The 21,862-nt window shown below is 44.8% G+C and carries 19 protein-coding genes and 1 pseudogene; 18 read left to right on the top strand and 2 right to left on the bottom strand.

The window, feature by feature from the left end; translation table 11 throughout:
• Complete coding sequence (purD, locus tag BV455_RS07170; protein ID WP_218687899.1) at positions 1–1,293, top strand: phosphoribosylamine--glycine ligase; 1,293 nt, start codon at positions 1–3, stop codon at positions 1,291–1,293.
• Here the strand turns inward: purD and BV455_RS20780 are convergent.
• Positions 1,247–1,351 (bottom strand): EYxxD motif small membrane protein, encoded by a 105-nt coding sequence (locus BV455_RS20780; protein ID WP_323755019.1) that lies wholly within the window; start codon positions 1,349–1,351, stop codon positions 1,247–1,249. The genes purD and BV455_RS20780 overlap by 47 nt on opposite strands.
• A 51-nt stretch (positions 1,352–1,402) precedes the next feature.
• A complete protein-coding gene (locus BV455_RS07165) occupies positions 1,403–1,648 on the bottom strand; it encodes a YgaP family membrane protein (RefSeq protein ID WP_026078391.1) in 246 nt (81 codons plus the stop codon).
• 93 nt (positions 1,649–1,741) lie between these two features.
• Between BV455_RS07165 and BV455_RS07160 the strand changes: the two genes are divergently transcribed.
• The 17 genes and pseudogenes from BV455_RS07160 to BV455_RS07080 all read left to right on the top strand — a co-directional run bounded on the left by BV455_RS07160 (position 1,742) and on the right by BV455_RS07080 (position 21,857).
• Positions 1,742–3,487: an adenine deaminase C-terminal domain-containing protein gene (locus BV455_RS07160; RefSeq protein ID WP_061578986.1), complete on the top strand. Its 1,746-nt coding sequence runs from the start codon at positions 1,742–1,744 to the stop codon at positions 3,485–3,487.
• A gap of 73 nt (positions 3,488–3,560) precedes the next feature.
• On the top strand, positions 3,561–4,526 hold the full coding sequence (locus BV455_RS07155) for a DUF3048 domain-containing protein (protein ID WP_081160969.1): 966 nt from the start codon (positions 3,561–3,563) through the stop codon (positions 4,524–4,526).
• A gap of 16 nt (positions 4,527–4,542) precedes the next feature.
• On the top strand, positions 4,543–4,869 hold the full coding sequence (locus BV455_RS07150; RefSeq protein ID WP_017434408.1) for a YerC/YecD family TrpR-related protein: 327 nt from the start codon (positions 4,543–4,545) through the stop codon (positions 4,867–4,869).
• A 99-nt stretch (positions 4,870–4,968) separates the two neighbouring features.
• Positions 4,969–5,654: pseudogene (pcrB, locus tag BV455_RS07145) on the top strand (heptaprenylglyceryl phosphate synthase).
• A gap of 60 nt (positions 5,655–5,714) precedes the next feature.
• Positions 5,715–7,913 carry a DNA helicase PcrA gene (gene pcrA, locus BV455_RS07140; RefSeq protein WP_218687898.1) on the top strand — a complete coding sequence of 733 codons (2,199 nt, stop codon included), beginning with the start codon at positions 5,715–5,717 and terminating at the stop codon, positions 7,911–7,913.
• 16 nt (positions 7,914–7,929) lie between these two features.
• The gene (gene ligA / locus BV455_RS07135) at positions 7,930–9,942 is read left to right on the top strand and encodes an NAD-dependent DNA ligase LigA (RefSeq protein ID WP_218687897.1); all 2,013 of its coding nucleotides are present in this window, start codon (positions 7,930–7,932) and stop codon (positions 9,940–9,942) included.
• Positions 9,943–9,951: 9 nt separating this feature from the next.
• Positions 9,952–11,115: a CamS family sex pheromone protein gene (locus BV455_RS07130; RefSeq protein ID WP_017434404.1), complete on the top strand. Its 1,164-nt coding sequence runs from the start codon at positions 9,952–9,954 to the stop codon at positions 11,113–11,115.
• A gap of 107 nt (positions 11,116–11,222) precedes the next feature.
• Positions 11,223–12,770, top strand: coding sequence for an L-glutamate gamma-semialdehyde dehydrogenase (pruA, locus tag BV455_RS07125; RefSeq protein ID WP_218687896.1), 1,548 nt, complete (start codon positions 11,223–11,225; stop codon positions 12,768–12,770).
• Positions 12,771–13,034: 264 nt separating this feature from the next.
• Positions 13,035–13,949, top strand: a complete 915-nt coding sequence (locus BV455_RS07120) for a polyprenyl synthetase family protein (protein WP_218687895.1) — start codon at positions 13,035–13,037, stop codon at positions 13,947–13,949.
• Positions 13,950–13,968: 19 nt separating this feature from the next.
• Complete coding sequence (comX, locus tag BV455_RS07115) at positions 13,969–14,124, top strand: competence pheromone ComX (RefSeq protein ID WP_166912124.1); 156 nt, start codon at positions 13,969–13,971, stop codon at positions 14,122–14,124.
• 6 nt (positions 14,125–14,130) lie between these two features.
• Complete coding sequence (locus BV455_RS07110) at positions 14,131–15,405, top strand: S41 family peptidase (protein WP_245005340.1); 1,275 nt, start codon at positions 14,131–14,133, stop codon at positions 15,403–15,405.
• Between the two features lie 111 nt (positions 15,406–15,516).
• The gene (locus BV455_RS07105; RefSeq protein ID WP_218687209.1) at positions 15,517–16,752 is read left to right on the top strand and encodes an IS256 family transposase; all 1,236 of its coding nucleotides are present in this window, start codon (positions 15,517–15,519) and stop codon (positions 16,750–16,752) included.
• A gap of 265 nt (positions 16,753–17,017) precedes the next feature.
• A complete protein-coding gene (locus BV455_RS07100; protein ID WP_245005339.1) occupies positions 17,018–17,953 on the top strand; it encodes a sensor histidine kinase in 936 nt (311 codons plus the stop codon).
• Between the two features lie 25 nt (positions 17,954–17,978).
• Entirely contained in the window at positions 17,979–18,650 is a 672-nt protein-coding gene (locus BV455_RS07095; RefSeq protein ID WP_218687894.1) for a response regulator transcription factor, read from the top strand.
• A 139-nt stretch (positions 18,651–18,789) separates the two neighbouring features.
• Positions 18,790–18,978 (top strand): sporulation killing factor, encoded by a 189-nt coding sequence (gene skfA / locus BV455_RS07090; RefSeq protein ID WP_218687893.1) that lies wholly within the window; start codon positions 18,790–18,792, stop codon positions 18,976–18,978.
• A 98-nt stretch (positions 18,979–19,076) separates the two neighbouring features.
• A complete protein-coding gene (gene skfB / locus BV455_RS07085) occupies positions 19,077–20,312 on the top strand; it encodes a sporulation killing factor system radical SAM maturase (protein WP_218687892.1) in 1,236 nt (411 codons plus the stop codon).
• A 42-nt stretch (positions 20,313–20,354) separates the two neighbouring features.
• Positions 20,355–21,857: a CPBP family intramembrane glutamic endopeptidase gene (locus tag BV455_RS07080; RefSeq protein WP_218687891.1), complete on the top strand. Its 1,503-nt coding sequence runs from the start codon at positions 20,355–20,357 to the stop codon at positions 21,855–21,857.
• The last annotated feature ends 5 nt before the right edge of the window (positions 21,858–21,862 follow it).

Here is a 21,862-nt window from a genome sequence, read left to right as displayed (position 1 = left end):
ATGAAAGTATTGATTGTCGGCCGCGGCGGTAGGGAGCATGCGATTGCCTGGAAGGCCGCGCAAAGCCCGCTTGTTACTAAGCTATACGCCGCCCCGGGCAATCCGGGCATCGCGCAAGTTGCGGAGCTTGTTCCGATTGAGGAACACCAGATCGACGCGCTTGTTCGCTTTGCCAAACAGGAAGGCATCGATCTTACCATTGTCGGCCCGGAAGCGCCGCTGCTTGCCGGTATCGTCGACCGTTTCGAGTCGGAAGGATTGCGCATTTTCGGTCCACGTAAAAATGCAGCGTTAATTGAAGGAAGTAAAGCGTTTGCCAAAGAGTTGATGAAAAAATACGGCATTCCGACGGCCGAACATGCGACGTTCACTTCGTATGAGGAAGCAAAAGCGTATATCGAGAAAAAAGGTGCGCCGATTGTCATTAAAGCGGACGGATTGGCAGCAGGAAAAGGCGTGATTGTCGCTGCGACGCTTTCGGAGGCCCTCCAGGCGCTAGAGGCGATGATGATCGAAAACCAGTTTGGCGATGCGAGCAAAAAAGTGGTCGTGGAAGAATACTTAGAAGGCGAAGAGTTTTCGTTCATGGCGTTTGTCCATGGCGAACATGTTTATCCACTTGCGATTGCCCAGGATCATAAGCGAGCATATGACAATGATGAAGGGCCAAATACGGGCGGAATGGGGGCATACTCCCCAGTGCCGCAAATTTCCAAGCAAACGGTGGAAATTGCGCTGTCCACGATCCTTCAGCCGATGGCAAAAGCATTGGCGGCGGAAGGACGACCGTTTACCGGAGTATTGTACGCGGGATTAATGGAAACAAGTCAAGGTCCGAAAGTGATCGAGTTTAACGCCCGCTTTGGCGATCCGGAAGCGCAGGTGGTGCTGCCGCGGTTGGAAAATGACCTTATTGAAGTGATCACAGCCGTAATGGAAGGGCGGAACATGGAACTGCGTTGGTCGGAGGAGGCCGTCATCGGCGTGGTATTGGCAGCGAAAGGGTATCCAGGTGCCTATGAACGCGGAGCGGTTATTTGCGGCTGGGATCAGTTAGGGGAAAAAACATTATTATTTCACGCAGGAACGAAGAAGGAAAATAACACTTTATATACAAACGGCGGCCGCGTGCTGCTTGTAGCGGCGAAAGGGGAGACGCTAAAGCAAGCACAACAAACTGTATATAAGCAAATTTCCTATATTACATGCGATCAGCTGTTTTATCGCCATGATATTGGAAATAAGGCTATCGAACGCGCTTCCGGCGCACATAGACAAACGCAAGGGCGATAATGCCGCCAATAAGAGAAGCGAGCACAAACGACATATCTGTCATGTATTCAAGCAACATGTTTATTCACTCCTTTGAATGGACTGGCGTTATGTAAACGCCAGTCTTTATTTACGTAGGATTGATTGTAGCATCCTCTTTTATGCGAGTCGCCTGCTCGCGGCGATAATTTTCCAATAAAGCAGTCATTGGACAAAAACGGGTGATTCCTTCGCCTACTTTCATAGCGGCTAGCATCGCTATAATGAGGTAAGAAGTACACCAAGGACGTCTTGTCATTTTTGCCGTTGCCCATGCAAGCATGGTCAGACCGAAAGTAATACGAATGAGTGCATTGACGATACCAATATTGGCCATGGCCATTTTTCCCTCCTTTTTTCATTGTGAAAATGACTTTAATGCGGTAAAATGATTATATGGAATGATTAGGAAAAAAGGGACGGGGTGTATATGAGCGAACAACGTTATCGTTGGAAAAGTCACGAATTACGTGAACATGTTGCGATTATTGACGGAAAAAAATCACCGACAAAATTGTTAACGAATGCGACTTATTTACATTCATATCTTCACGAATGGTTAAAAGGGAATATTTGGATATACCATGATCGAATTGTGTACGTCGGGGAGCGGTTTCCCGATCACGTTGATGATCAATGTGAAATCATTGATTGCAGCGGTTATGTGTTAGTTCCTGGCTATATGGAACCGCATGCGCATTCATTTCAGTTATATAATCCCCATACGTTTGCACACTATGCATCGAAATATGGAACGACAACATTGATTAACGATAATTTATTCCTTATTTTGCAATTGTCAGATGACCAGGCGTTTTTATTGATGCAGAAAATGAATGCGCTTCCATCATCAATGTACTGGTGGTGCCGATTTGATGGACAGACGGAGCTGGAGAGAGAAGAAGAACAGTTATCCAACGCCAGAGTAAAACGGTGGCTGGAACAAGAAACGGTATTGCAAGGTGGAGAGCTAACGGGATGGCCGAAGCTTCTTGCCGGAGACAATCTTATGCTCCATTGGATTCAAGAAGCAAAGCGGATGAAACGAAAAATTGAAGGCCATTTTCCTGGAGCTTCTGAGAAAACGCTTACAAAAATGATGCTTCTTGGTGCTGATTGCGATCATGAAGCGATGACGGGCACAGAAGTATATACGCGGCTCCTGCACGGATATACCGTGTCATTACGTTATTCGTCCATTCGCCCGGATTTACCGACGCTTCTCCAAGAAATAAAGGAACTTGGCATTCATCAATATGATAAGTTTATTCTCACGACAGACGGTTCGCCGCCATCTTTTTATGAAGAAGGAGTAATAGACCGATTGATTCGCATTGCATTGGAACATGGCGTCCCGGTCATCGACGCTTACAATATGGCTACGGTGAACGTTGCGCGCCATTACGGAATTGAGCACCTTCACGGCAGCATTGCGACAGGGAGAATAGCAAACATTAACTTTTTACGTGCAAAAGAAGATCCGACTCCTGTGCAAGTGCTTGCAAAAGGAAAATGGGTAAAGCGGGAGGGAGATGACTCGATTGCATGGCCATCGATATCGTGGGACGACTACGGAATTGAACCGCTTCATCTATCCTGGAATTTATCGATGGATGATTTGCAATTTTCGATGCCAATGGGAATGCATATGAAAAACGCGGTGATTATGAAACCATATTCTATTTCGATTGATACCTCTCGCGATGAACTGTCTACTGATCACGATGAAAGCTTTTTGGTGCTGATGGACCGTCATGGAAAATGGCGCGTAAATACAATTTTGAAAGGTTTTGCTACGAATGTCCGCGGGCTTGTCAGTTCGTATTCCAATACAGGCGATATTATTTTCATTGGAAAAAGCAAGCAGGACATGTTTCTTGCTTTCCAGCGAATGTGCGAAATCGGCGGCGGAATAGTGCTGGCGGAAAATGGTGAAGTCATTCACGAAATTCCGCTGCCTCTTAATGGCATGGCATCGGAACAAAGCGTAGAACAGCTGATTGATGAAGAGAAAAAGCTTGTGGAACTATTAAAACAGCGCGGATATCGTTTTGTTGACCCAGTTTATTCTCTATTCTTTTTACAATCGACCCATTTACCTTATGTGCGTATTACACAACGAGGAATTTATGATGTAATGAATAAAACAGTACTCTTTCCGCCGATAATGCGTTAAAATAAAAAAGAAAAAGGTTGTGTGACTGTTGAAAAAATATTGGTTTGTTGCGTTTAGTGTGCTGTACCTTTTCATGAACGGTTGTATGCATGAAGACAAACAGCAAGCCCCTGCGCCGAAACCGGCACCCGTCGAAACGCCAAAACAGCAGGACATTTCCAAAAAGCAAGTGTTTCCACTAACTGGGCTGCCAGCGGAGGGGACGGTGAACCATCGCGTTATTGCGGTAATGGTAAACAATCATCCCAAAGCGCGGCCGCAGTCGGGGCTGCAAAAAGCAGATATCGTTTATGAGATACTGGCAGAAGGGGATATTACACGCTTTTTAGCATTATATCAGAGTGAATTTCCAGAAAAAGTAGGTCCAGTACGCAGTGCGCGCGACTACTATATTGATTTGAGCAATGGCTATCATGCGCTCTATGTTTGCCATGGCTGGAGCCCGGAGGCAAAAGCCTTACTGGAAGACGGAACGACGGATTATTTAAACGGCTTGTTTTATGATGGGACGTTGTTTCAGCGGGCTTCGTTCCGCAAAGCACCGCATAATTCTTATATTACATTTGCCAATATTGAAAAAGGGGCAGCCCAAAACGGCTATACGCTGCAAGACGATGTCAAGCCGCTTCCATTTCGCCAAGATGCCACAACAGGGGAGAAGGCGGAAACCGTTACCATTGCGTATTCGCATCGCAGCTATGCGCAAGTACAGTACAAGTATGTCCCGAGTCAAAAAAGCTATTATCGCTATAGTGCAGGAGAACAAACGGTCGATTATGATACGCATGACCCGATCGTCATGCAAAATATCATGGTCATTGCCGCCAAACACCGGGTGATTGATGCGGCAGGGCGGCGCAGCATTGACCTGAATTCTGGGGGAGACGGGTACTTATTCCAAAATGGTGTGGTACAAAAAATACAATGGAAAAATGTCAGCGGTCGCATTTTGCCGTTTATAAATGGAAACCCGGTCGGCTTTGTGCCGGGGAAAACATGGATCAACGTTGTTCCTGACTTAAATATAGTAAAGTGGTAAAGGAGGATCTCTATTTATGCAAATTGATAAATTACGCGGCAGAGAAGTAGATCAGCTGTTTAAAGCGATTCTTTCTTTGCGCGATTTAGAGGAGTGCTATCGCTTTTTTGATGACTTATGCACGGTCAACGAAATTCAATCGTTAGCGCAGCGCCTCGAAGTAGCACGCATGCTTCGCGAAGGCTATACGTATCATAAAATCGAAACGGAAACAGGAGCAAGCACCGCAACGATTTCGCGCGTCAAACGCTGCTTAAACTATGGAAACGATGCGTATGCGATGGCATTAGACCGCATTAAAGAAAAAACAAGCCAAACTTCCGAAGAAGCGCATAACGCCTAATGAAAGCAAGGAGATTCCTTCCAATGAAAAGGAACTCCTTTTCTTTTTGCCGATTTGTTATAATGAAAAAATGGATAAATCAATGGAGGGTTTTATTATATGTATGATATTCGCGAGTGGCGCCATGTATTTAAGCTAGACCCGAACAAAGAAATTAGCGATGAACATCTCGAACGTGTTTGTGAATCAGGGACGGACGCCATTATTGTCGGTGGAACGGACGGCGTTACATTAGAAAATGTACTGGAGTTGTTAGGGCGCGTCCGCCGCTTTTCCGTTCCATGTGTGTTGGAAATCTCCAATCTAGAGTCCATCACCCCTGGTTTTGATTTTTATTTTATCCCAATGGTACTGAACAGCCGCGAAACAAAGTGGATCATCGATCTGCATCACGACGCGGTGAAACAGTTTGGCGATGTCATGAATTGGGATGAAATATGGATGGAAGGGTATTGCATTTTACATAAACATTGCAAAGCAGCTATGCTTACTGCGGCGGACACGGAGCTTGAGGAAGAGGATGTCGTCGCGTATGCGCGCATGGCGGAACATATGTATCACCTGCCGATTTTTTATTTGGAATATAGCGGTTCCTATGGGGACCCCGGGCTCGTTCAGCGCGTCAAACAAGTATTAATGAAAACACAGCTGTTTTACGGCGGGGGATTAAAACGGCAAAACAGGCGAAAGAAATGGCGAAATACGCTGATACGGTCGTCGTGGGCAACATCGTTTACGAAGACATCGAGCAAGCGCTGGCTACGGTCAAAGCGGTGAAGCAATAAGCTGGTCAAGGCGTAAAAAGTGATGTAAAATAGAACATATGTTTCCTGGTGGTGATAAAAGTGAATTTTTTGTCGGAAAAATTACTGGCTAATTTAAATAAGGAGCAGCAAGCCGCTGTGAAAACGACGGAAGGACCGCTTCTCATTATGGCAGGGGCGGGAAGCGGCAAAACACGCGTATTAACACATCGCATTGCCTATTTAATGGCGGAAAAGCATGTGGCTCCGTGGAATATTTTAGCGATTACATTTACGAACAAAGCGGCGCGGGAAATGAAAGAACGCGTGCAGGCGCTGTTAGGCGGCGCAGCGGAAGAAGTGTGGATTTCCACGTTCCATTCGATGTGCGTTCGCATTTTGCGCCGCGATATTGACCGCATCGGCATCAACCGCAATTTTTCCATTCTCGATACGACCGATCAGCTTTCGGTGATTAAAAATATTTTAAAAGAAAAAAATATCGATCCGAAAAAGTTTGAGCCGCGCACGATACTCGGCACGATCAGCAGCGCGAAAAACGAGTTGCTGACTCCAGAGAAATTTGCCAAACGGGCAAGCAGCTATTATGAAAAAATCGTCAGCGATGTGTATGAAGAATACCAACAGCGCCTTTTGCGCAACCATTCGCTCGATTTTGACGACTTAATTATGACGACGATTCAGCTGTTTGAACGCGTGCCGGAAGTATTGGAATACTACCAATATAAATTTCAATATATCCACATTGATGAGTACCAAGACACCAACCATGCGCAGTATATGCTGGTCAAAATGCTGGCGGCGCGCTTTCAAAATATATGCGTTGTCGGCGATGCGGATCAATCGATTTACCGCTGGCGCGGCGCGGACATTCAAAACATCTTATCGTTCGAACGGGACTATCCGAACGCAAAAGTGATTTTGCTCGAGCAAAACTATCGCTCCACCAAGCGGATTTTGCAAGCGGCAAACGAAGTCATTGAAAACAATATTAACCGGAAGCCGAAAAGGCTGTGGACGGAAAATCCGGAAGGAAAGAAAATCGTTTATTATGAAGCGATGAATGAAGCAGATGAAGCACAATTTGTCGCCGGCAAAATTAAAGAATATGTCGATGGCGGAAAACGACGCTATTCCGATTTTGCTATTTTGTACCGCACGAATGCGCAGTCACGGATCATTGAAGAGGTATTCCTCAAGTCCAATATCCCGTATCAAATTGTCGGCGGTTTAAAGTTCTATGACCGCAAAGAAATTAAGGATATTTTGGCTTATTTGCGCGTTATTGCCAATCCGAATGACGACATTAGCCTGCTTCGCATCATTAATGTGCCAAAACGCGGCGTTGGTGCGTCTTCGCTCGATAAAATTGTCCGCTATGCTTCCGAGAATGAATTATCGATATTTGAAGCGCTCGCTGAGCTCGAGCATATCGGACTCTCTGCCCGCATAGCCGCTTCCTTGCTGGAATTTCGCCGCCAGCTCGAACAATGGGCACAGCTGCAAGAATACGTTTCCGTCACCGAGCTGGTTGAAGAAGTGCTGGACAAGTCCGGTTACCGCGAGATGCTGAAGGCGGAAAATACGCTGGAGGCGCAAAGCCGTTTGGAAAACATTGACGAGTTTTTATCGGTCACCAAGCATTTTGAAAATGTGAGTGAAGACAAGTCGCTTATTGCGTTTTTAACGGATTTGGCGTTAATTTCTGATATTGACCAGCTGAATGAGGCGAATGGCAATAGCGAAGATTCCGTTGTGCTAATGACGCTTCATTCCGCAAAAGGCTTGGAGTTTCCAGTGGTCTTTCTCATCGGAATGGAAGAAGGAATTTTTCCGCATAACCGTTCGCTTGACGATGAGGACGAGATGGAAGAGGAGCGCCGTCTCGCGTATGTCGGCATCACCCGCGCGGAAGAAGAGTTGTTTTTAACAAGCGCGCAAATGCGCACGTTGTTTGGAAATATCCATGTCAATCCAGTATCCCGTTTTATTCGCGAAATTCCGGAAGAATTAATGGAAATGATCAACCGCCGGACATTGCACGCGGCTGCTTCCCAGGCAAAACAAACCGGTTTCCGCACGACGATGGCGTCAGGGTCGGCTGGCGGCGGGACGACGGTGTGGAAAGTGGGAGATAAAGCAGATCATAAAAAATGGGGAATTGGCACGGTAGTCAGCGTACGCGGGGAAGGAGAAGACCAGGAATTGGACATTGCTTTCCCAAGCCCGATTGGCATTAAACGGCTGCTTGCCAAGTTCGCTCCGATTACAAAAGTGTAAAGAAAGGAGAACGGATATGGACCGACAAGCTGCGCAAACACGCATTGAAGAGCTGCGCGAACTGTTAAATAAATACAATTATGAATACTATGTCCTTGACCGTCCGTCCGTGCCTGACGCGGAATACGACCGGCTCATGCAAGAGCTGATTGCGTTAGAAGAACAATATCCAGAATTCAAAACGAAAGACTCCCCTTCGCAGCGGGTCGGCGGCCAACCGTTAGATGCGTTTCAAAAAGTGGAGCACCGCATTCCGATGTTAAGCCTAGCCAATGCGTTTCATGAAGGCGATTTGCGCGACTTCGACCGCCGCGTGCGCCAGGAAGTCGGCGATGATGTCGCCTATGTGTGCGAGCTGAAAATCGATGGGCTGGCTGTTTCCGTCCGTTACGAAAACGGCTATTTTGTCCAAGGGGCGACGCGCGGCGACGGAGTGACCGGCGAGGATATTACGGAAAACTTAAAAACGATCCGCTCTTTGCCGCTTCGCCTGAAGGAAGCCGTGACACTCGAAGCGCGCGGTGAAGCGTATATGCCGAAAGCGTCGTTTGAGCGGCTGAATGAACAGCGAAAGCAGCGCGGCGAAGAGCTGTTTGCCAATCCGCGCAACGCCGCAGCCGGCTCGCTGCGCCAGCTCGATCCAAAAATCGCGGCGTCCCGTCATCTCGATTTATTCGTCTACAGTCTTGCCAATGCCGAAGAACTAGGGATCGATTCGCACAGCGCCGCCCTTGATTATTTACAAACGCTCGGATTTAAAGTCAATCCAGAACGGCGGAGATGCGCCAATATCGATGAAGTCATTCGCTTTGTCAGCGAATGGCATGAAAAACGCTCGCATCTTCCTTATGACATCGATGGCATTGTCATCAAAGTAGATTCATTTGAACAGCAGGAACAGCTAGGCGCAACCGCAAAAAGCCCGCGCTGGGCAATCGCGTATAAATTTCCGGCCGAGGAAGTCGTTACAAAACTGATTGGCATTGAATTAAATGTCGGGCGCACGGGGGTTGTGACGCCGACGGCGATTTTAGAGCCGGTCCGTGTCGCGGGAACAACGGTGCAGCGCGCCACTCTTCATAATGAAGATTTCATTCGTGAAAAAGACATCCGCATCGGCGACTCCGTCGTGATTAAAAAGGCGGGCGATATTATTCCGGAAGTGGTGAGCGTCGTATTGGACCGGAGGACAGGACAAGAGGTGCCGTTTGCCATGCCGACGCATTGCCCGGAGTGCGGCAGTGAGTTGGTCCGGCTCGAAGGTGAAGTAGCGCTCCGCTGCATTAATCCGAAATGTCCGGCGCAAATCCGCGAGGGGCTCATTCATTTTGTTTCGCGTCAGGCGATGAACATTGAGGGGCTTGGCGAAAAGGTCATCTCCCAGCTGTTCCGCGAAGGGCTTATCCATGATGTTGCCGATATTTATCGGTTGACAAAAGAACAGTTAATTAACTTGGAACGGATGGGGGAAAAGTCGGCAACCAATTTGCTCGCCGCCATTGAAGCATCGAAGCAAAACTCGTTAGAGCGCCTTCTATTTGGGTTAGGCATCCGCTATGTTGGCGCCAAAGCGGCGAAAGTGCTGGCGGAACATTTTGAAACGATGGACCGTCTGCAAAATGCGACAAAAGAAGAATTGATGGCGATTCACGAAATCGGCGAGAAAATGGCTGATTCGATTGTTGCGTATTTTGCGAAACCGGAAGTAAAAGAGCTGTTAAATGAACTGCGCGCTTATAGCGTCAACATGGAATATAAAGGTCCAAAAACGCCAAAGGCTGGCGATGTTGATTCTTACTTTGCCGGCAAAACAGTCGTGCTGACCGGGAAGCTGGAATCGTTGTCGCGCAACGAAGCAAAAGAAAAAATTGAGCAGCTTGGCGGCAAAGTCACCGGCAGCGTCAGTAAAAATACCGATTTAGTCATCGCTGGTGCTGATGCCGGTTCGAAACTGGCAAAAGCCAAGCAGCTAAATATCGAAATTTGGGATGAAACGAGATTTCTGCAAGAAATTGAGCAAAATAAGTAGGTGTGAAACATGAAAAAAAAGTTCATGATATGGATGACTCTGCTTCTGCTTCTTTCCGCCTGTGCGCCAAAATTCGGCGAGGAAGAGGTAGTACAGAAAAAAAATGATAAAGAGCAAAAGGCTGTCATTCCGAAATACAATATTTCCGACTCCTATTACCGTGTTGTGTTGCCGTTTCAACCATCGGGAGCGCGCGGAGAAGTAGTCGAAGATTTAAATACGCGCCTAGACGTCGATGAGTTTGAAACCGGACTGATGCGCATCGCACAAAAACGTTTTTCGCCGGAAGATTATTTATTTCAAGAAGGCCAATATTTAGATAAAGAAACGGTGCAGCGCTGGCTGCAACGAAAACTCACGGCGGAGCAACTGAAAAAGAAAAAAGTGAAACCATCAGAAAACGTCGGTTTGAATCCGCCTATTAGCGACAAAGGAACGAATGAAGAGAAAAACAAAAAAAGCCCGATTTATTTGGCAAGCATTTTAGAGCATGATTATTTAATGAAAATAAGCGACGATAAAGTGAAGTTAGGAGGAGTTGTCATCGGGCTGGCGCTGAATTCGGTTCATTACTATGAAACGGAAGAAGGCTACCCGCGCGAAGAAAAAATAAAAGACGATGTCATCGAACGGGAAGGAAAACGCATCGCCGCGGAAGTGCTCTCCCGGCTTCGCGGCATGAAAAGTTTGAAAGAAGTTCCGATTACGATTGCTTTATATAAACAGGCACCGAGAGCTTCCGTGATTCCAGGGCACTTTTTTGCCGTTACCCATGTCGATGAAGGAAGCAGTACAATTGATGATTGGGAAGCGATTAAAGAGGAATATTATTTATTCCCGTCAGATGAAGCGGAGGAAAATCACCGCGACGACTGGTTAAAATTTAATAACTTTAAATCCGATATTGAAGAATTTTTCCCAAATTATACCGGAGTTGTTGGAAAGGGATTATATGTGAATGACCAGCTGCAGCAATTAACGATTAACATTACCATGCCGTTTTATGGAAAAGCGGAAGTGATCGGATTTACGCAATACGTGACCGGATTAGTGATGGAAAAGTTTCCAGATTATATTAATGTAAGCATTTATATCACCTCCACGGTTGGTCCGGAAAGCGTTATTGTTCGGCAAGCGAAGGCAGATCAGCCGTTTGTCCATATTTATCAATAGTTTTTTCGCTTTTCTAAAAAATTGAATCATGCCGATTTATTCGTTAGAATGGTAGGTAGAGGTTGTAAACGCTTTTTTTGCAAATTCTGTAAAGGGGGAAATCACGGATGGTACAACCTTATAAGCATGAACCGCTCACAGATTTTACGGTTGAAGCGAATCGAAAAGCGTTTGAAGAGGCGCTGACAAAAGTCGAAGCGGAGCTTGGCCAAGACTATCCTCTCATTATTGGCGGTGAACGGGTCACAACCGACGAGAAAATCGTTTCGATTAACCCCGCGAATAAGACGGAAGTAATCGGCCGCGTGTCGAAAGCGAATAAAGAACTTGCCGAAAAAGCAATGAAAGTTGCTGATGAAGCATTTAAATGGTGGAGCAAAACAAAGCCGGAAGCGCGTGCGGATATTTTGTTCCGTGCCGCTGCGATTGTGCGCCGCCGCAAACATGAATTTTCCGCATTGATGGTAAAAGAAGCGGGAAAACCGTGGAAAGAGGCGGATGCCGATACGGCAGAAGCGATTGACTTTATGGAATATTACGCGCGGCAAATGCTGAAATTAAAAGACGGCATTCCAGTTGAAAGCCGCCCAGGCGAAACGAACCGGTTTTTCTACATTCCGCTTGGCGTCGGCGTCGTCATTTCGCCGTGGAACTTCCCATTTGCGATTATGGCCGGTACGACCGTCGCATCGCTTGTTACCGGCAATACGGTGCTGCTGAAGCCTGCGAGCGCAACGCCAGTGGTTGCATATAAATTCGCGGAAGTGTTGGAAGAAGCTGGCCTTCCAGCAGGAGTGTTAAACTACATTCCGGGAAGCGGTTCGGAAGTAGGGGACTACCTCGTTGACCATCCACGCACCCGCTTTATCAGCTTTACTGGTTCCCGCGATGTCGGCATCCGCATTTATGAACGTGCGGCGAAAGTGCATCCAGGCCAAATTTGGCTCAAACGCGTCATCGCCGAGATGGGCGGGAAAGACGCCATTGTCGTCGACAAAGAAGCCGATTTAGAATTAGCGGCACAATCGATTGTCGCATCGGCATTCGGCTTCTCGGGGCAAAAATGCTCGGCTTGCTCGCGCGCGATTGTCGTAGAAGATGTGTATGATCAAGTATTAAACCGCGTCGTTGAGCTGACAAAACAATTAAAAGTTGGCGATCCGGCAGAACAAAGCACGTTTATGGGCCCGGTCATCGATCAATCGGCGTATAACAAAATCATGGAATATATCGAAATCGGCAAACAAGAAGGTCGTCTCATGACTGGCGGTGAAGGAGACGACTCCAAAGGATTCTTCATTCAGCCAACCGTAATTGCCGATGTGGATCCAAACGCACGCATCATGCAGGAAGAAATTTTTGGTCCAGTTGTGGCGTTTGCGAAAGCGAAAGATTTCGACCATGCGCTCGAAATCGCCAACAATACCGAATACGGCTTAACCGGCGCCGTCATCTCCCGCAACCGCGCCAACCTCGAAAAAGCGCGCGAAGAGTTCCATGTCGGAAACCTTTACTTCAACCGCGGCTGCACCGGTGCGATCGTCGGCTATCAGCCATTCGGCGGCTTCAACATGTCCGGCACCGACTCGAAAGCGGGCGGCCCTGACTACTTAATTCTTCATATGCAAGCAAAAACGGTATCGGAAATGTTCTAATGAAAAACCCTCTCTGCGCAGGCAGGGAGGGTTTTAGCTTTATGAAAACAGATATAAATTCATTTTTAACCTCTGGCACATCTAAAACTATTACTGTTCTCTTTGAAATACTGCTCCTAATAGTTAAATCTTGAATTTGAAAGGCCTCTTTGCAAATGGCAAAGAGGTTTTGTTTTAGAATTTTTTTATCGATATGGAGAAGGAATTTTACAAATTTTGTCGTAATTTATCTATTTAGGAAATATTATATAAGATGTTGGTGAAATGATGGAAAAAGAGACAGTTAAGATTAAAATGAGAGAGATCGTCGAAGCATCTTTTTCTGCGCCATCTTTAAAAGAAGCGGTATTGACATTGATAAAAGAGCAAGCAAAACGAAGCGACTTTTTGTTTGGTCGCTTAGCTAGTGTGCATTATCAGATGTTTTCCGAAAACATCAAGGAAGCCGAACAAATCGCAACGGCTGTAGAACTGATGATGTTAGCGGGGGATCTACTCGATGACCTCGTTGATCAGGACGGCTTGGAAACTTCGTGGAGCAATGCACCTCTTGCCATCTTCCTTCATATCGTTATCGGGTTATTGCTCCTAGGACAAAAAGCAATTGCAGATTTACCCATCGATGATCATAAAAAAGTAAAGGCACAGTCATATATTTTATCTCGATTGTTTCAAAGTTTAAATGGGCAACATATGGATCTCACACATGATATACAAACAGAAGCTGAGTATTTAGAAGTGATGAAGAAAAAATCGGGTTCTCTAGTAGCAATGGCTTGTTTAGTCGGAACTGCATTAGCAGGTGCTGAAAGGAACACTGTCATCATTGAAAAGTATGCCAATGATATAGGAATCGCTGCGCAAATCGACAATGATATCGATGCGTTGTATCGTTGGGATGAGAAGAACGACATCAAAGCAAAGAAGAAGTCGCTTCCGGTATTGTACATGCTGGCAAGTAAACGGGATAACTTATTGAAACAGTATTTTAGCAATCATATTGATTACAATGAGCTTTATGCCCAAAAAGAAAAAGTGATTCAGCAAATGGAACAGGAAGGAGCGTTTTATTATGCTAAAGTGATGAGCCGGATTTACAAGGAAAAGGCTTTGCAAGAAATCGAGAAACTGGATGTAGACGATAGGTACAAATCCGCACTGAAAACAATTATTTTGTAATGTTGGAGGGGGATCTGCGATGCAAGAAATCATTCGCTTTTTAGTAGAACATCCAGAAGTCATCGAAAAATTACAAAATGGTACGGTGAGCTTGATAGGTTTAAGTGAGTTAGAGGTAAAAGCGATTGTAGAGGTATTTGGTGAATCAATTAAGCCACTCGAATATTGGGTGTAGAGAAAAATGAATCGAACAACTATAATAGCCTTTATTGTTGCGTCTGTTCTTGTTTTATACCTCACCATTTTAAATTTGCAATACCCATTAATCGGAATCAATGTAGTTGAAAAGAATGGGGAAACCTTTGTAAAAGAAATTTATGAGTTTGGTTGGGCAAAAAATCATAATATTCAAGTACATGATCGAGTGCTTAAAGTGGATGGAAAGCCCCCTTTGTCCCATTTTACTGTTCGGGAATACGGTGCAATTGAGCAAGCAAAAACCGTTACCATTCAGAGAGGAAATCAAATCCAAGTATTCACAATATCGTATGAACCAAATTTAATCAGTCAATTCATGTACTACCTCATTTTGCCGATAAGTTTTTTTATTTTCGTTGCTAGTTTAAGTGTCTTTTTACTTCGCTTGCGGACACATGATAAACCATCTACAGTGCTTATTTATTTTTTATTATTGGCGGGTCTTTGCTATATAAGTGCTAGCTTATCAGCGAAATATGAAACGATTGGAAGACAAATATTTATTGGCACATTTTTGTTTCTACCTGTTATATTTTTGCATTTTCTTTATGATTATTTTGAAAAAGAGAAGAAAGTGTGGTTTACGAAAAAAATTGTTTTTCTTCTTTATGGAGTTAATTTAATCGAGTTTGTTGGTTTAAAACTTCATTGGATAAGTGAGAAAAAATTTCTATTAGGTGCATTGCTGCTTAACGTTGCTACGATCTTGGCCTTGTTAGGAAAAGGATTAGTTTATCTTAAAAAAGATGAACAGCAACATACGGTCAGAGGTTTGCTTTTAGCCATTGGACTATCTGCCGCACCATTTGTTTTATTTTATAGTCTCCCGGTTCTAATCATTGGAAAATGGGTACTACCAGCCGAATTAACCGTTACTTCGCTTTTTGTGTTGCCATCCGTCTTTCTTTATTTAATTGGTATGGATCGGCTGTTTCGATTACAGTTTTCCATCAATCACTTTGTGTACTATGCTTTTTTATCATTACTTCCGTCTTTTCTTGTTACATTGCTTTATGCCAAATTTGTCAATAAAGCGGGGAGACTTGCTGAACTCGTTTTGTTGTTTTTACTGATTTATGTAATAAATATCCTTGCTCTCTATTTAAAAGGATATTTCGATCGAACATTAAGAGCGAAGTTATATGTACAAAAAAACTTTTATCAAGAAAGTATATATCGAATCGGTGAAACATTAAAAAAACAGAAAAACATGCGAGAAGTGATACAATTCCTAGAAAAAGAGGTGAGAGAAGTATAGTTAAGTCCATATAATTGTGTAAAAAGGGAAATAGAAAAAGAGCCATGTTGCTTCCCCTTTGGTAGAATAAACAGTGGACCAAAAACACCAAACATAAGGAGGAATGCAACCATGGCTCAATATCATATTACCCTAAATGATGAACTTTTGCACGGGTTATTCACCAGAGATGAGGGATTAGCTAAGCTATTGGAACAAGTCCTCAATCAAATCCTCGAGGCACAAGTAGAAGAACAGCTGGGAGCTCGCCGTTATGAACGAACGGAAGAACGAAAAGGCTATCGAAACGGTTCGTATCCACGCCAGCTGACGACCCGGGTGGGACGGTTGACCTTGCGCGTTCCACGGACAAGAGATGGGGAGTTCTCTACGGAACTGTTCCAACGGTATCAACGGAGCGAACAAGCACTGGTACTGGCACTAATGGAAATGGTGGTAAACGGGGTGTCTACCCGAAAAATCACTCAAATCACGGAGGAATTATGCGGCACTTCGTTTTCCAAGTCCACGGTCTCCTCACTGTGCAAGGGACTGGATCCGATTATCCAAGACTGGAATTACCGTTCCCTTCATGAACACGTGTATCCGTTTGTGCTAGTAGATGCTATTTATACGAAAGTCCGGGAGGATGGACGAGTACGCTCTAGAGCCGTGTTGATCGCTACAGGAGTGAATGAGGAAGGATATCGGGAAATTCTTGGCCTGCAAATCGGAAACAGTGAATCGGAGTCCAGCTGGAGCGAGTTCTTCGGATGGCTGAAAGACCGGGGACTCCGGGGAGTGGACTTGATCATCTCGGATCAGCACGGTGGGCTGGTGCAAGCCATTGAAAAGCATTTCCAAGGCGCTACATGGCAACGATGCCAGACACATTTTATTCGCAATATCCTCGATGCCGCACCAAAGTATATGCAGGATGCCTTGCTCGAGGAGATTCGTGGGATTCTTCATGCTCCAAATAAGCAAACGGCCCGGCTGTTATTGGAACAAGTGCTGGCCAAATGGGAAGAAAAAGCCCCAAAAGCCATGCAAATCCTCGAAGAGGGATTCGAAGAAGCCACCGCCGTATTGGACTATCCGGACCGTTATCGTCGGCGTCTGCGCACGACCAACGGAGTGGAACGGCTGAACGAAGAAATTCGCCGCAGAGAACGGGTCATCCGCATCTTTCCGAACCGGGAATCGGTGTATCGCCTCGTTGGTGCCGTGTTGATCGAAATCGATGAAAAATGGATGTCAGGGCGCAAATACTTGGATATGGCTGAATATTGGCAGTGGCGGAAAACGAAAGAGCAAGGAGTCCGATCGGTGAATCAGGAGGCTTCGGCGATCAAGAAAGTGGGATAACCTCTACGCCGTGTCAAGGAGAACGTGGAATACCGGAGCGAAGCGAGGATATGCCGCGAAAGTTCCTTGACACGCCTGTTCCTTGACAACATGATCATTTGTCCGGGAAGGCGACCGGCAGGGAGACTTGCCGGTCTTACCTACCATACGTCAAGTCATCAGGTCCATGTTGTCTATCAAAGGGGAATTTACACAATAATTTGGACTTGACCGAGAAGTATTAGATATAGAGAATCTGGCTTTTGTACAATTAGCGATCAGAGATATGCAAGCACCTTTTCATTGCGATGAAAAAGAGTGGACGAAGTTAACCAAAAAGATGGATAGACAACCACTTTCGATTGGAAAAATTATTGAAAATAAGCGTTTGTTTGCGGTTTTTGTAGGCTCGTTCCGGCAAAGTCCTTTACTATTAATAGGAAAAAAGAAACATCCTATTCCATTTCGGTCAGAACAAAAAGATTGGTTATCAACCATTGTCTATTATGCCAGCGTCACGATTGAAAATATGTTAAAAGTAGAGGATGTCATAAAAGAGTTAGGTAGCTTAAAGGAGAGAAGCAATTCTGTTTGGCTCACTCGTTTGATCTTTCAATGGTCGGAAAAGGAAAGAAGAAAGTTAGCCATTGATTTGCACGATACAATTCTTCAAGATTTAATTGTTTTAAAACGAAAAGTGGAGAGTTTGCGCTTTCAAAATATGCGTATGGAAGAAATGAAAAAGCAGCTAAACGACATCGAAGAAGAAATCGTAGATATGATTGATTTAACAAGAGAGATATGCCATGAATTAAGACCGCCATTTTTTAGTCAAATCGGATTAAAGGAAGCGATCGTACAGTTAATCCAACGATTCCAATTACGTGCGAATATAAAAATAGAATGGAATGTTCATTTATCAGCCAAATTGGAGGAAGAACAGGAACTTGCTATTTATCGGATTATCCAAGAATTATTAAACAATGCGCTGAAACATTCGCAGGCATCGTATATTCAACTAACATTGGAGACTCAAAATGAGGAAGTTCAACTTCATTATGTTGACAATGGTATAGGTATAGATATGGAAAAATTAAATCATTATGATGGAAAACTTGGTTTGTTTGGCATAAAAGAGCGCGTGCAAGGCTTAGGAGGAACATGCGAGATGACGCCACAACTTGGCGAGGGGCTAGATATACGGATCACCATTCCATTATAAGCATGAGAAGGAGAGAAATGACTAGATGATTCACATTTTGGTTGTCGATGATCATCGCCTTGTTGGTGAAGGGACAAAGAACATACTCGAGAGCGAACAAGATTTTCAAGTAGAACTCGTTACATCTGGCACAGAAGCGGCACAAATAATGGAACAACGTACATACGATGTGTATTTGCTTGATTGGCGTATGTCGGATATAAGCGGCACCGAATTAAGTAAGCGAATTCTCCAAAAACAACCGAATGCGAAAATTGTCATCTATACCGGATATGATGTTGCCCCTTTTTTTAATTATTTGATTGAATCAGGCATTACAGGCTTTGTCAGTAAAACGGCAACAAGCGAGCAATTGATTACAGCGATTCGTTGTGCATTAAGAGATGAAGCAGTCATCCCTGTGCATTTACTGCGACAATTGCATCTTTGCGAAGTAAAGGCCAAGATGGCAGAAAATGAAGAACAGGTTGCGCTGAGCCAGCTCGAGCAAGAAATATTATTCGAGGTCGCTAGCGGTTTAAGCAATAAAGATATTGCTAAAAAACACTATATAAGCCAACGAAGTGTAGAAAGACATCTATCGCGCATCTTCACTAAACTATATGTATCTTCGAGATTAGAAGCAGTAGAAAAAGCAAAACAATTAGGGCTCATTCCAGAGCCTCATATATTACTAGCGCCTTCATCTGATCGGTGAGGGCGTTTTCTTTTTCCAAGGTCCGCCATTTATGGCGGAGATCCGACAAAAAATGGAGGAGTTGCGACATTATGTTAGCGGTGAAGAAGGAAAAAAGTAGAGATATAATTGAGGTAAAGAAAGGGAGGAGGTGGTACATGTGGAAAAAACAAGGGAAGAACATAAGGGACAACAGTGGCAACCAGTTACCAAGAGTGTCGTGAAAAAAGGTGCAGGTATCCCTCTTGTGAAGGCAGCAGGTTGTGCTGGTTGTTGGGCAGCGAAGTCTATCTCCCTGACTTCTGCCTGCTGGGAATGTGAAATTAGCCTTGTGGCATGCGCAATCTAATATAGAATTTTACCTAACATATTTATGAATTTGGAGGGGACTTTCCTTTGGTAAAAGAAAGTCCCCTCTCCTAATCAAAGGAAAGTGAGGCGACGTTCATGGTAATTGGAACACCAAAGAAAAAGGTAGCACCTCAATTTGGTATTCATTTGCAACCAAGTGGCGCCATTCTTTATGAAACAAACACGTTGAACTATTTTCGTTTGAGTGGTGCCGGGGCAGAACTGGCTATGTTGATGGCTCGGCTGCAGGATATGGAAAAGACAGCGTACGTTTGGAGTCATATGAACGGTTTAGAAGAAGGACTGACGGTCGAGGAACTGCGAGACATGTTTGCCGATCATCCGTTAACAGCGCTTTGGGAAAAAGGTATCTTACCCTCTTCTATTAGGATTACTGGATCGTCTCAGGCGTATCTTCCTATTCGAAGTACCCTTCAATTGACAAATGCCTGCAACTTGAGCTGCCCATTTTGTTATGCAAGTTCTGGGCGTCCTTATGAAAAAGAATTGACGACCGAAGAGTGGATTCTTGTAATGGAAAAATTAGCTGCTAACGGAGTTTTTGACATTACGATCACCGGAGGGGAAGCAAGACTAGTAAAAGGGTTCCATCGCCTTCTCGCTACTGCTAGCTGTCTGTTTATAAACGTTCATCTCTTTAGTAACGGGCTTGGCTGGACGGATGATGATATTGCTTTCGTCAAACAATTTAACAATGTACGTTGTCAAGTGAGTGTTGACGGATATGAGGAGACACACGACAAAATGCGAGGGAAAAAGGGAGCCTATAAAGAGACGATGTCTAATGCACGCAAGATTGCCGAGGCTGGTATTCCCCTCATTATTGCTATGACCGTCTCTCCAATTAACTATCTTGATGTGGAAAAAGTGGCAGAAGAGGCTTGCGCGGTTGGTGCACGTGTTTTCAGGGCTGGGATCACGTTGCCGGTTGGGCGTGCAGGAGACGGTATTTTTTTTCTATCGAAGGAACAACGCGAAAGAGTGAAAGAACAAATCGATCGGGCGATTAAAAAATGGGGAAATCGCATTGTGATTCCGGACTGGCGAGAAGAGGACTCCAACGAGCATCACAAAGGTGGTGAAGCTGATTTTTGTACACCTGGCTACCTAAACTGGTACGTGCGAGCAGATGGTATGGTTACACCTTGCCAGATTGAGGAAGCCTCGATGGGCCATATTTTAAAAGACTCGGTTTTGGAAATAGGGGCGGAAGAACGACTGCTGGAGGTTCGTGCAAAGTCTAAATCCTGTTACTGTATCCATAGAGTGGAACTGCCGGAACCGGATCAACCATTCCGTAAATTGGTTTAAGAAAAAAGGTGATTTGGAGGAGAAAGAGAGGTGTAGGTATTTGTGTGGCTTATTGCAGTTGTAGTTTCAATACTTAGTTTGTTTTTGTTTCTGAAATTCAGAGATAGAGCGTACAAACAAGAGAATGATAAGTTGGTACTACCTAGTAAGCAAGTCGCTATTGAATGGGCGATTGTAGCTGTGAAAAGGTTGACAACAATCGATGTTTCTGACTGGGACACTTATGCCGCCTTTTGGCATGATCGTGAGACGATTAATCGCCTACATCATTTAGGTATGCTCGATGAGGTACGGACACTGGTGCACCGTTGGGGTCTGTTAGAGTCTTGGAGAGTGCGTTTTGTCAAAAACGACACGACCATTTTGGTCGGTATTGCACCGAATGGGGAAATCACCCATTTGCAGGTTGAAGGACAATTGAGGACCGATGATGTGCATAAGTTTGAATCAAGCAACTTGCTAGCTGTACTTAATATCGATAACCCGCATGGTTTTTGGAGCGAGGCACGCCTAATTGGCGAGGGACAGGTGGAGGGGATTTCCGACAGGGAAGAAGAGCGGACGTTCTGGTATCTTATTCAATCACCGAAGGTTCGTTTACGCGTATCTGTTACGATATATCAGGGTATTGTCTGGCAAGTTCATATGGAGCCAGAGATTTTTGCTCCCACTCTCAGCCAGGTGGTGCAACGTGAGTTTTTGGATAAAGTGCTGAACCTTTCGGGTGTGCTGGGATCTTTTATTGCAGCTGTGATCGGACTTCTGATTATCACCATAGAAGGCGGTAAATTGAATTGGAATTTTGGTGGAGTGTTGGCCGCAATCATCTTATTCGCTGTTGTACTTGTAACCAACGATGGATTTGAATTTTCTATGATTAACTCGTATGATGTGCGGGTCAATCAACGCGCTATTCGTATGCTAACACTTGTAATGTCACTGTTTCAAGCGATCGCAACGATGTGCGTGGTGTTAATCAGTACGTCGGTCGGCCTATTTTTGACAGAGCAGATCGGCATCTCCGCGTTTGAACATCCGGTCAATCAGATAATTGTTGGAGTAACAGCCGGTATTGCTTGTCTTGGTGGAATGACATGGCTCAATGCTATGTTGCAATCGACAGGAAAAGTTCGCATTGCGCCAGAGCTGTCTGACTATACGATGTTTGTTTCAGGATACAACTGGAAAGGTGCCCTAAGCATGAGCTTGCAAAGTTCGATCGGAGAAGAAGCGATCTATCGGTTAATGGGAATTCCTGTTATAGTGTGGTTGACCCATCAGCCTTGGTTAGCTGTGTTGGTTACGTCATTGCTTTGGGCTATTATTCATACAGGGACTGGTACGCATCCACGCATCATCCGATGGAGCGAGATCGTTGCATTGGGTTTCGTCATGGGAGAGTTGTACCTACAGTATGGCTTTATTGCTGCATTGGTTGCACATTTCATTCACAATTTCATTTTGATGTTTGCACCGATTGCTCTAACCAAATCGAAGATAAATCGTAAAGCTTTGCCAATCAACAACGCAGTGACTAAAGGATAGGTGAG

It is taken from the genome of Parageobacillus caldoxylosilyticus (genome assembly GCF_019272935.1).
Taxonomy (GTDB): Bacteria; Bacillota; Bacilli; order Bacillales; family Anoxybacillaceae; genus Saccharococcus; species Saccharococcus caldoxylosilyticus.
Note: the sequence above shows the minus strand (reverse complement) of the source record. Positions and strands in the feature narration are given on the sequence as shown.

What these genes read in the sequence shown, in the direction of transcription:
- purD (WP_218687899.1), top strand. Translation starts at nt 1, where the DNA reads ATGAAAGTATTGATTGTCGGCCGCGGCGGTAGGGAGCATGCGATTGCC.
- BV455_RS20780 (WP_323755019.1), bottom strand. Translation starts at nt 1,351, where the DNA reads ATGTTGCTTGAATACATGACAGATATGTCGTTTGTGCTCGCTTCTCTT.
- BV455_RS07165 (WP_026078391.1), bottom strand. Translation starts at nt 1,648, where the DNA reads ATGGCCAATATTGGTATCGTCAATGCACTCATTCGTATTACTTTCGGT.
- BV455_RS07160 (WP_061578986.1), top strand. Translation starts at nt 1,742, where the DNA reads ATGAGCGAACAACGTTATCGTTGGAAAAGTCACGAATTACGTGAACAT.
- BV455_RS07155 (WP_081160969.1), top strand. Translation starts at nt 3,561, where the DNA reads ATGAACGGTTGTATGCATGAAGACAAACAGCAAGCCCCTGCGCCGAAA.
- BV455_RS07150 (WP_017434408.1), top strand. Translation starts at nt 4,543, where the DNA reads ATGCAAATTGATAAATTACGCGGCAGAGAAGTAGATCAGCTGTTTAAA.
- ligA (WP_218687897.1), top strand. Translation starts at nt 7,930, where the DNA reads ATGGACCGACAAGCTGCGCAAACACGCATTGAAGAGCTGCGCGAACTG.
- BV455_RS07130 (WP_017434404.1), top strand. Translation starts at nt 9,952, where the DNA reads ATGAAAAAAAAGTTCATGATATGGATGACTCTGCTTCTGCTTCTTTCC.
- pruA (WP_218687896.1), top strand. Translation starts at nt 11,223, where the DNA reads ATGGTACAACCTTATAAGCATGAACCGCTCACAGATTTTACGGTTGAA.
- BV455_RS07120 (WP_218687895.1), top strand. Translation starts at nt 13,035, where the DNA reads ATGATGGAAAAAGAGACAGTTAAGATTAAAATGAGAGAGATCGTCGAA.
- comX (WP_166912124.1), top strand. Translation starts at nt 13,969, where the DNA reads ATGCAAGAAATCATTCGCTTTTTAGTAGAACATCCAGAAGTCATCGAA.
- BV455_RS07110 (WP_245005340.1), top strand. Translation starts at nt 14,131, where the DNA reads ATGAATCGAACAACTATAATAGCCTTTATTGTTGCGTCTGTTCTTGTT.
- BV455_RS07105 (WP_218687209.1), top strand. Translation starts at nt 15,517, where the DNA reads ATGGCTCAATATCATATTACCCTAAATGATGAACTTTTGCACGGGTTA.
- BV455_RS07100 (WP_245005339.1), top strand. Translation starts at nt 17,018, where the DNA reads ATGCAAGCACCTTTTCATTGCGATGAAAAAGAGTGGACGAAGTTAACC.
- BV455_RS07095 (WP_218687894.1), top strand. Translation starts at nt 17,979, where the DNA reads ATGATTCACATTTTGGTTGTCGATGATCATCGCCTTGTTGGTGAAGGG.
- skfB (WP_218687892.1), top strand. Translation starts at nt 19,077, where the DNA reads ATGGTAATTGGAACACCAAAGAAAAAGGTAGCACCTCAATTTGGTATT.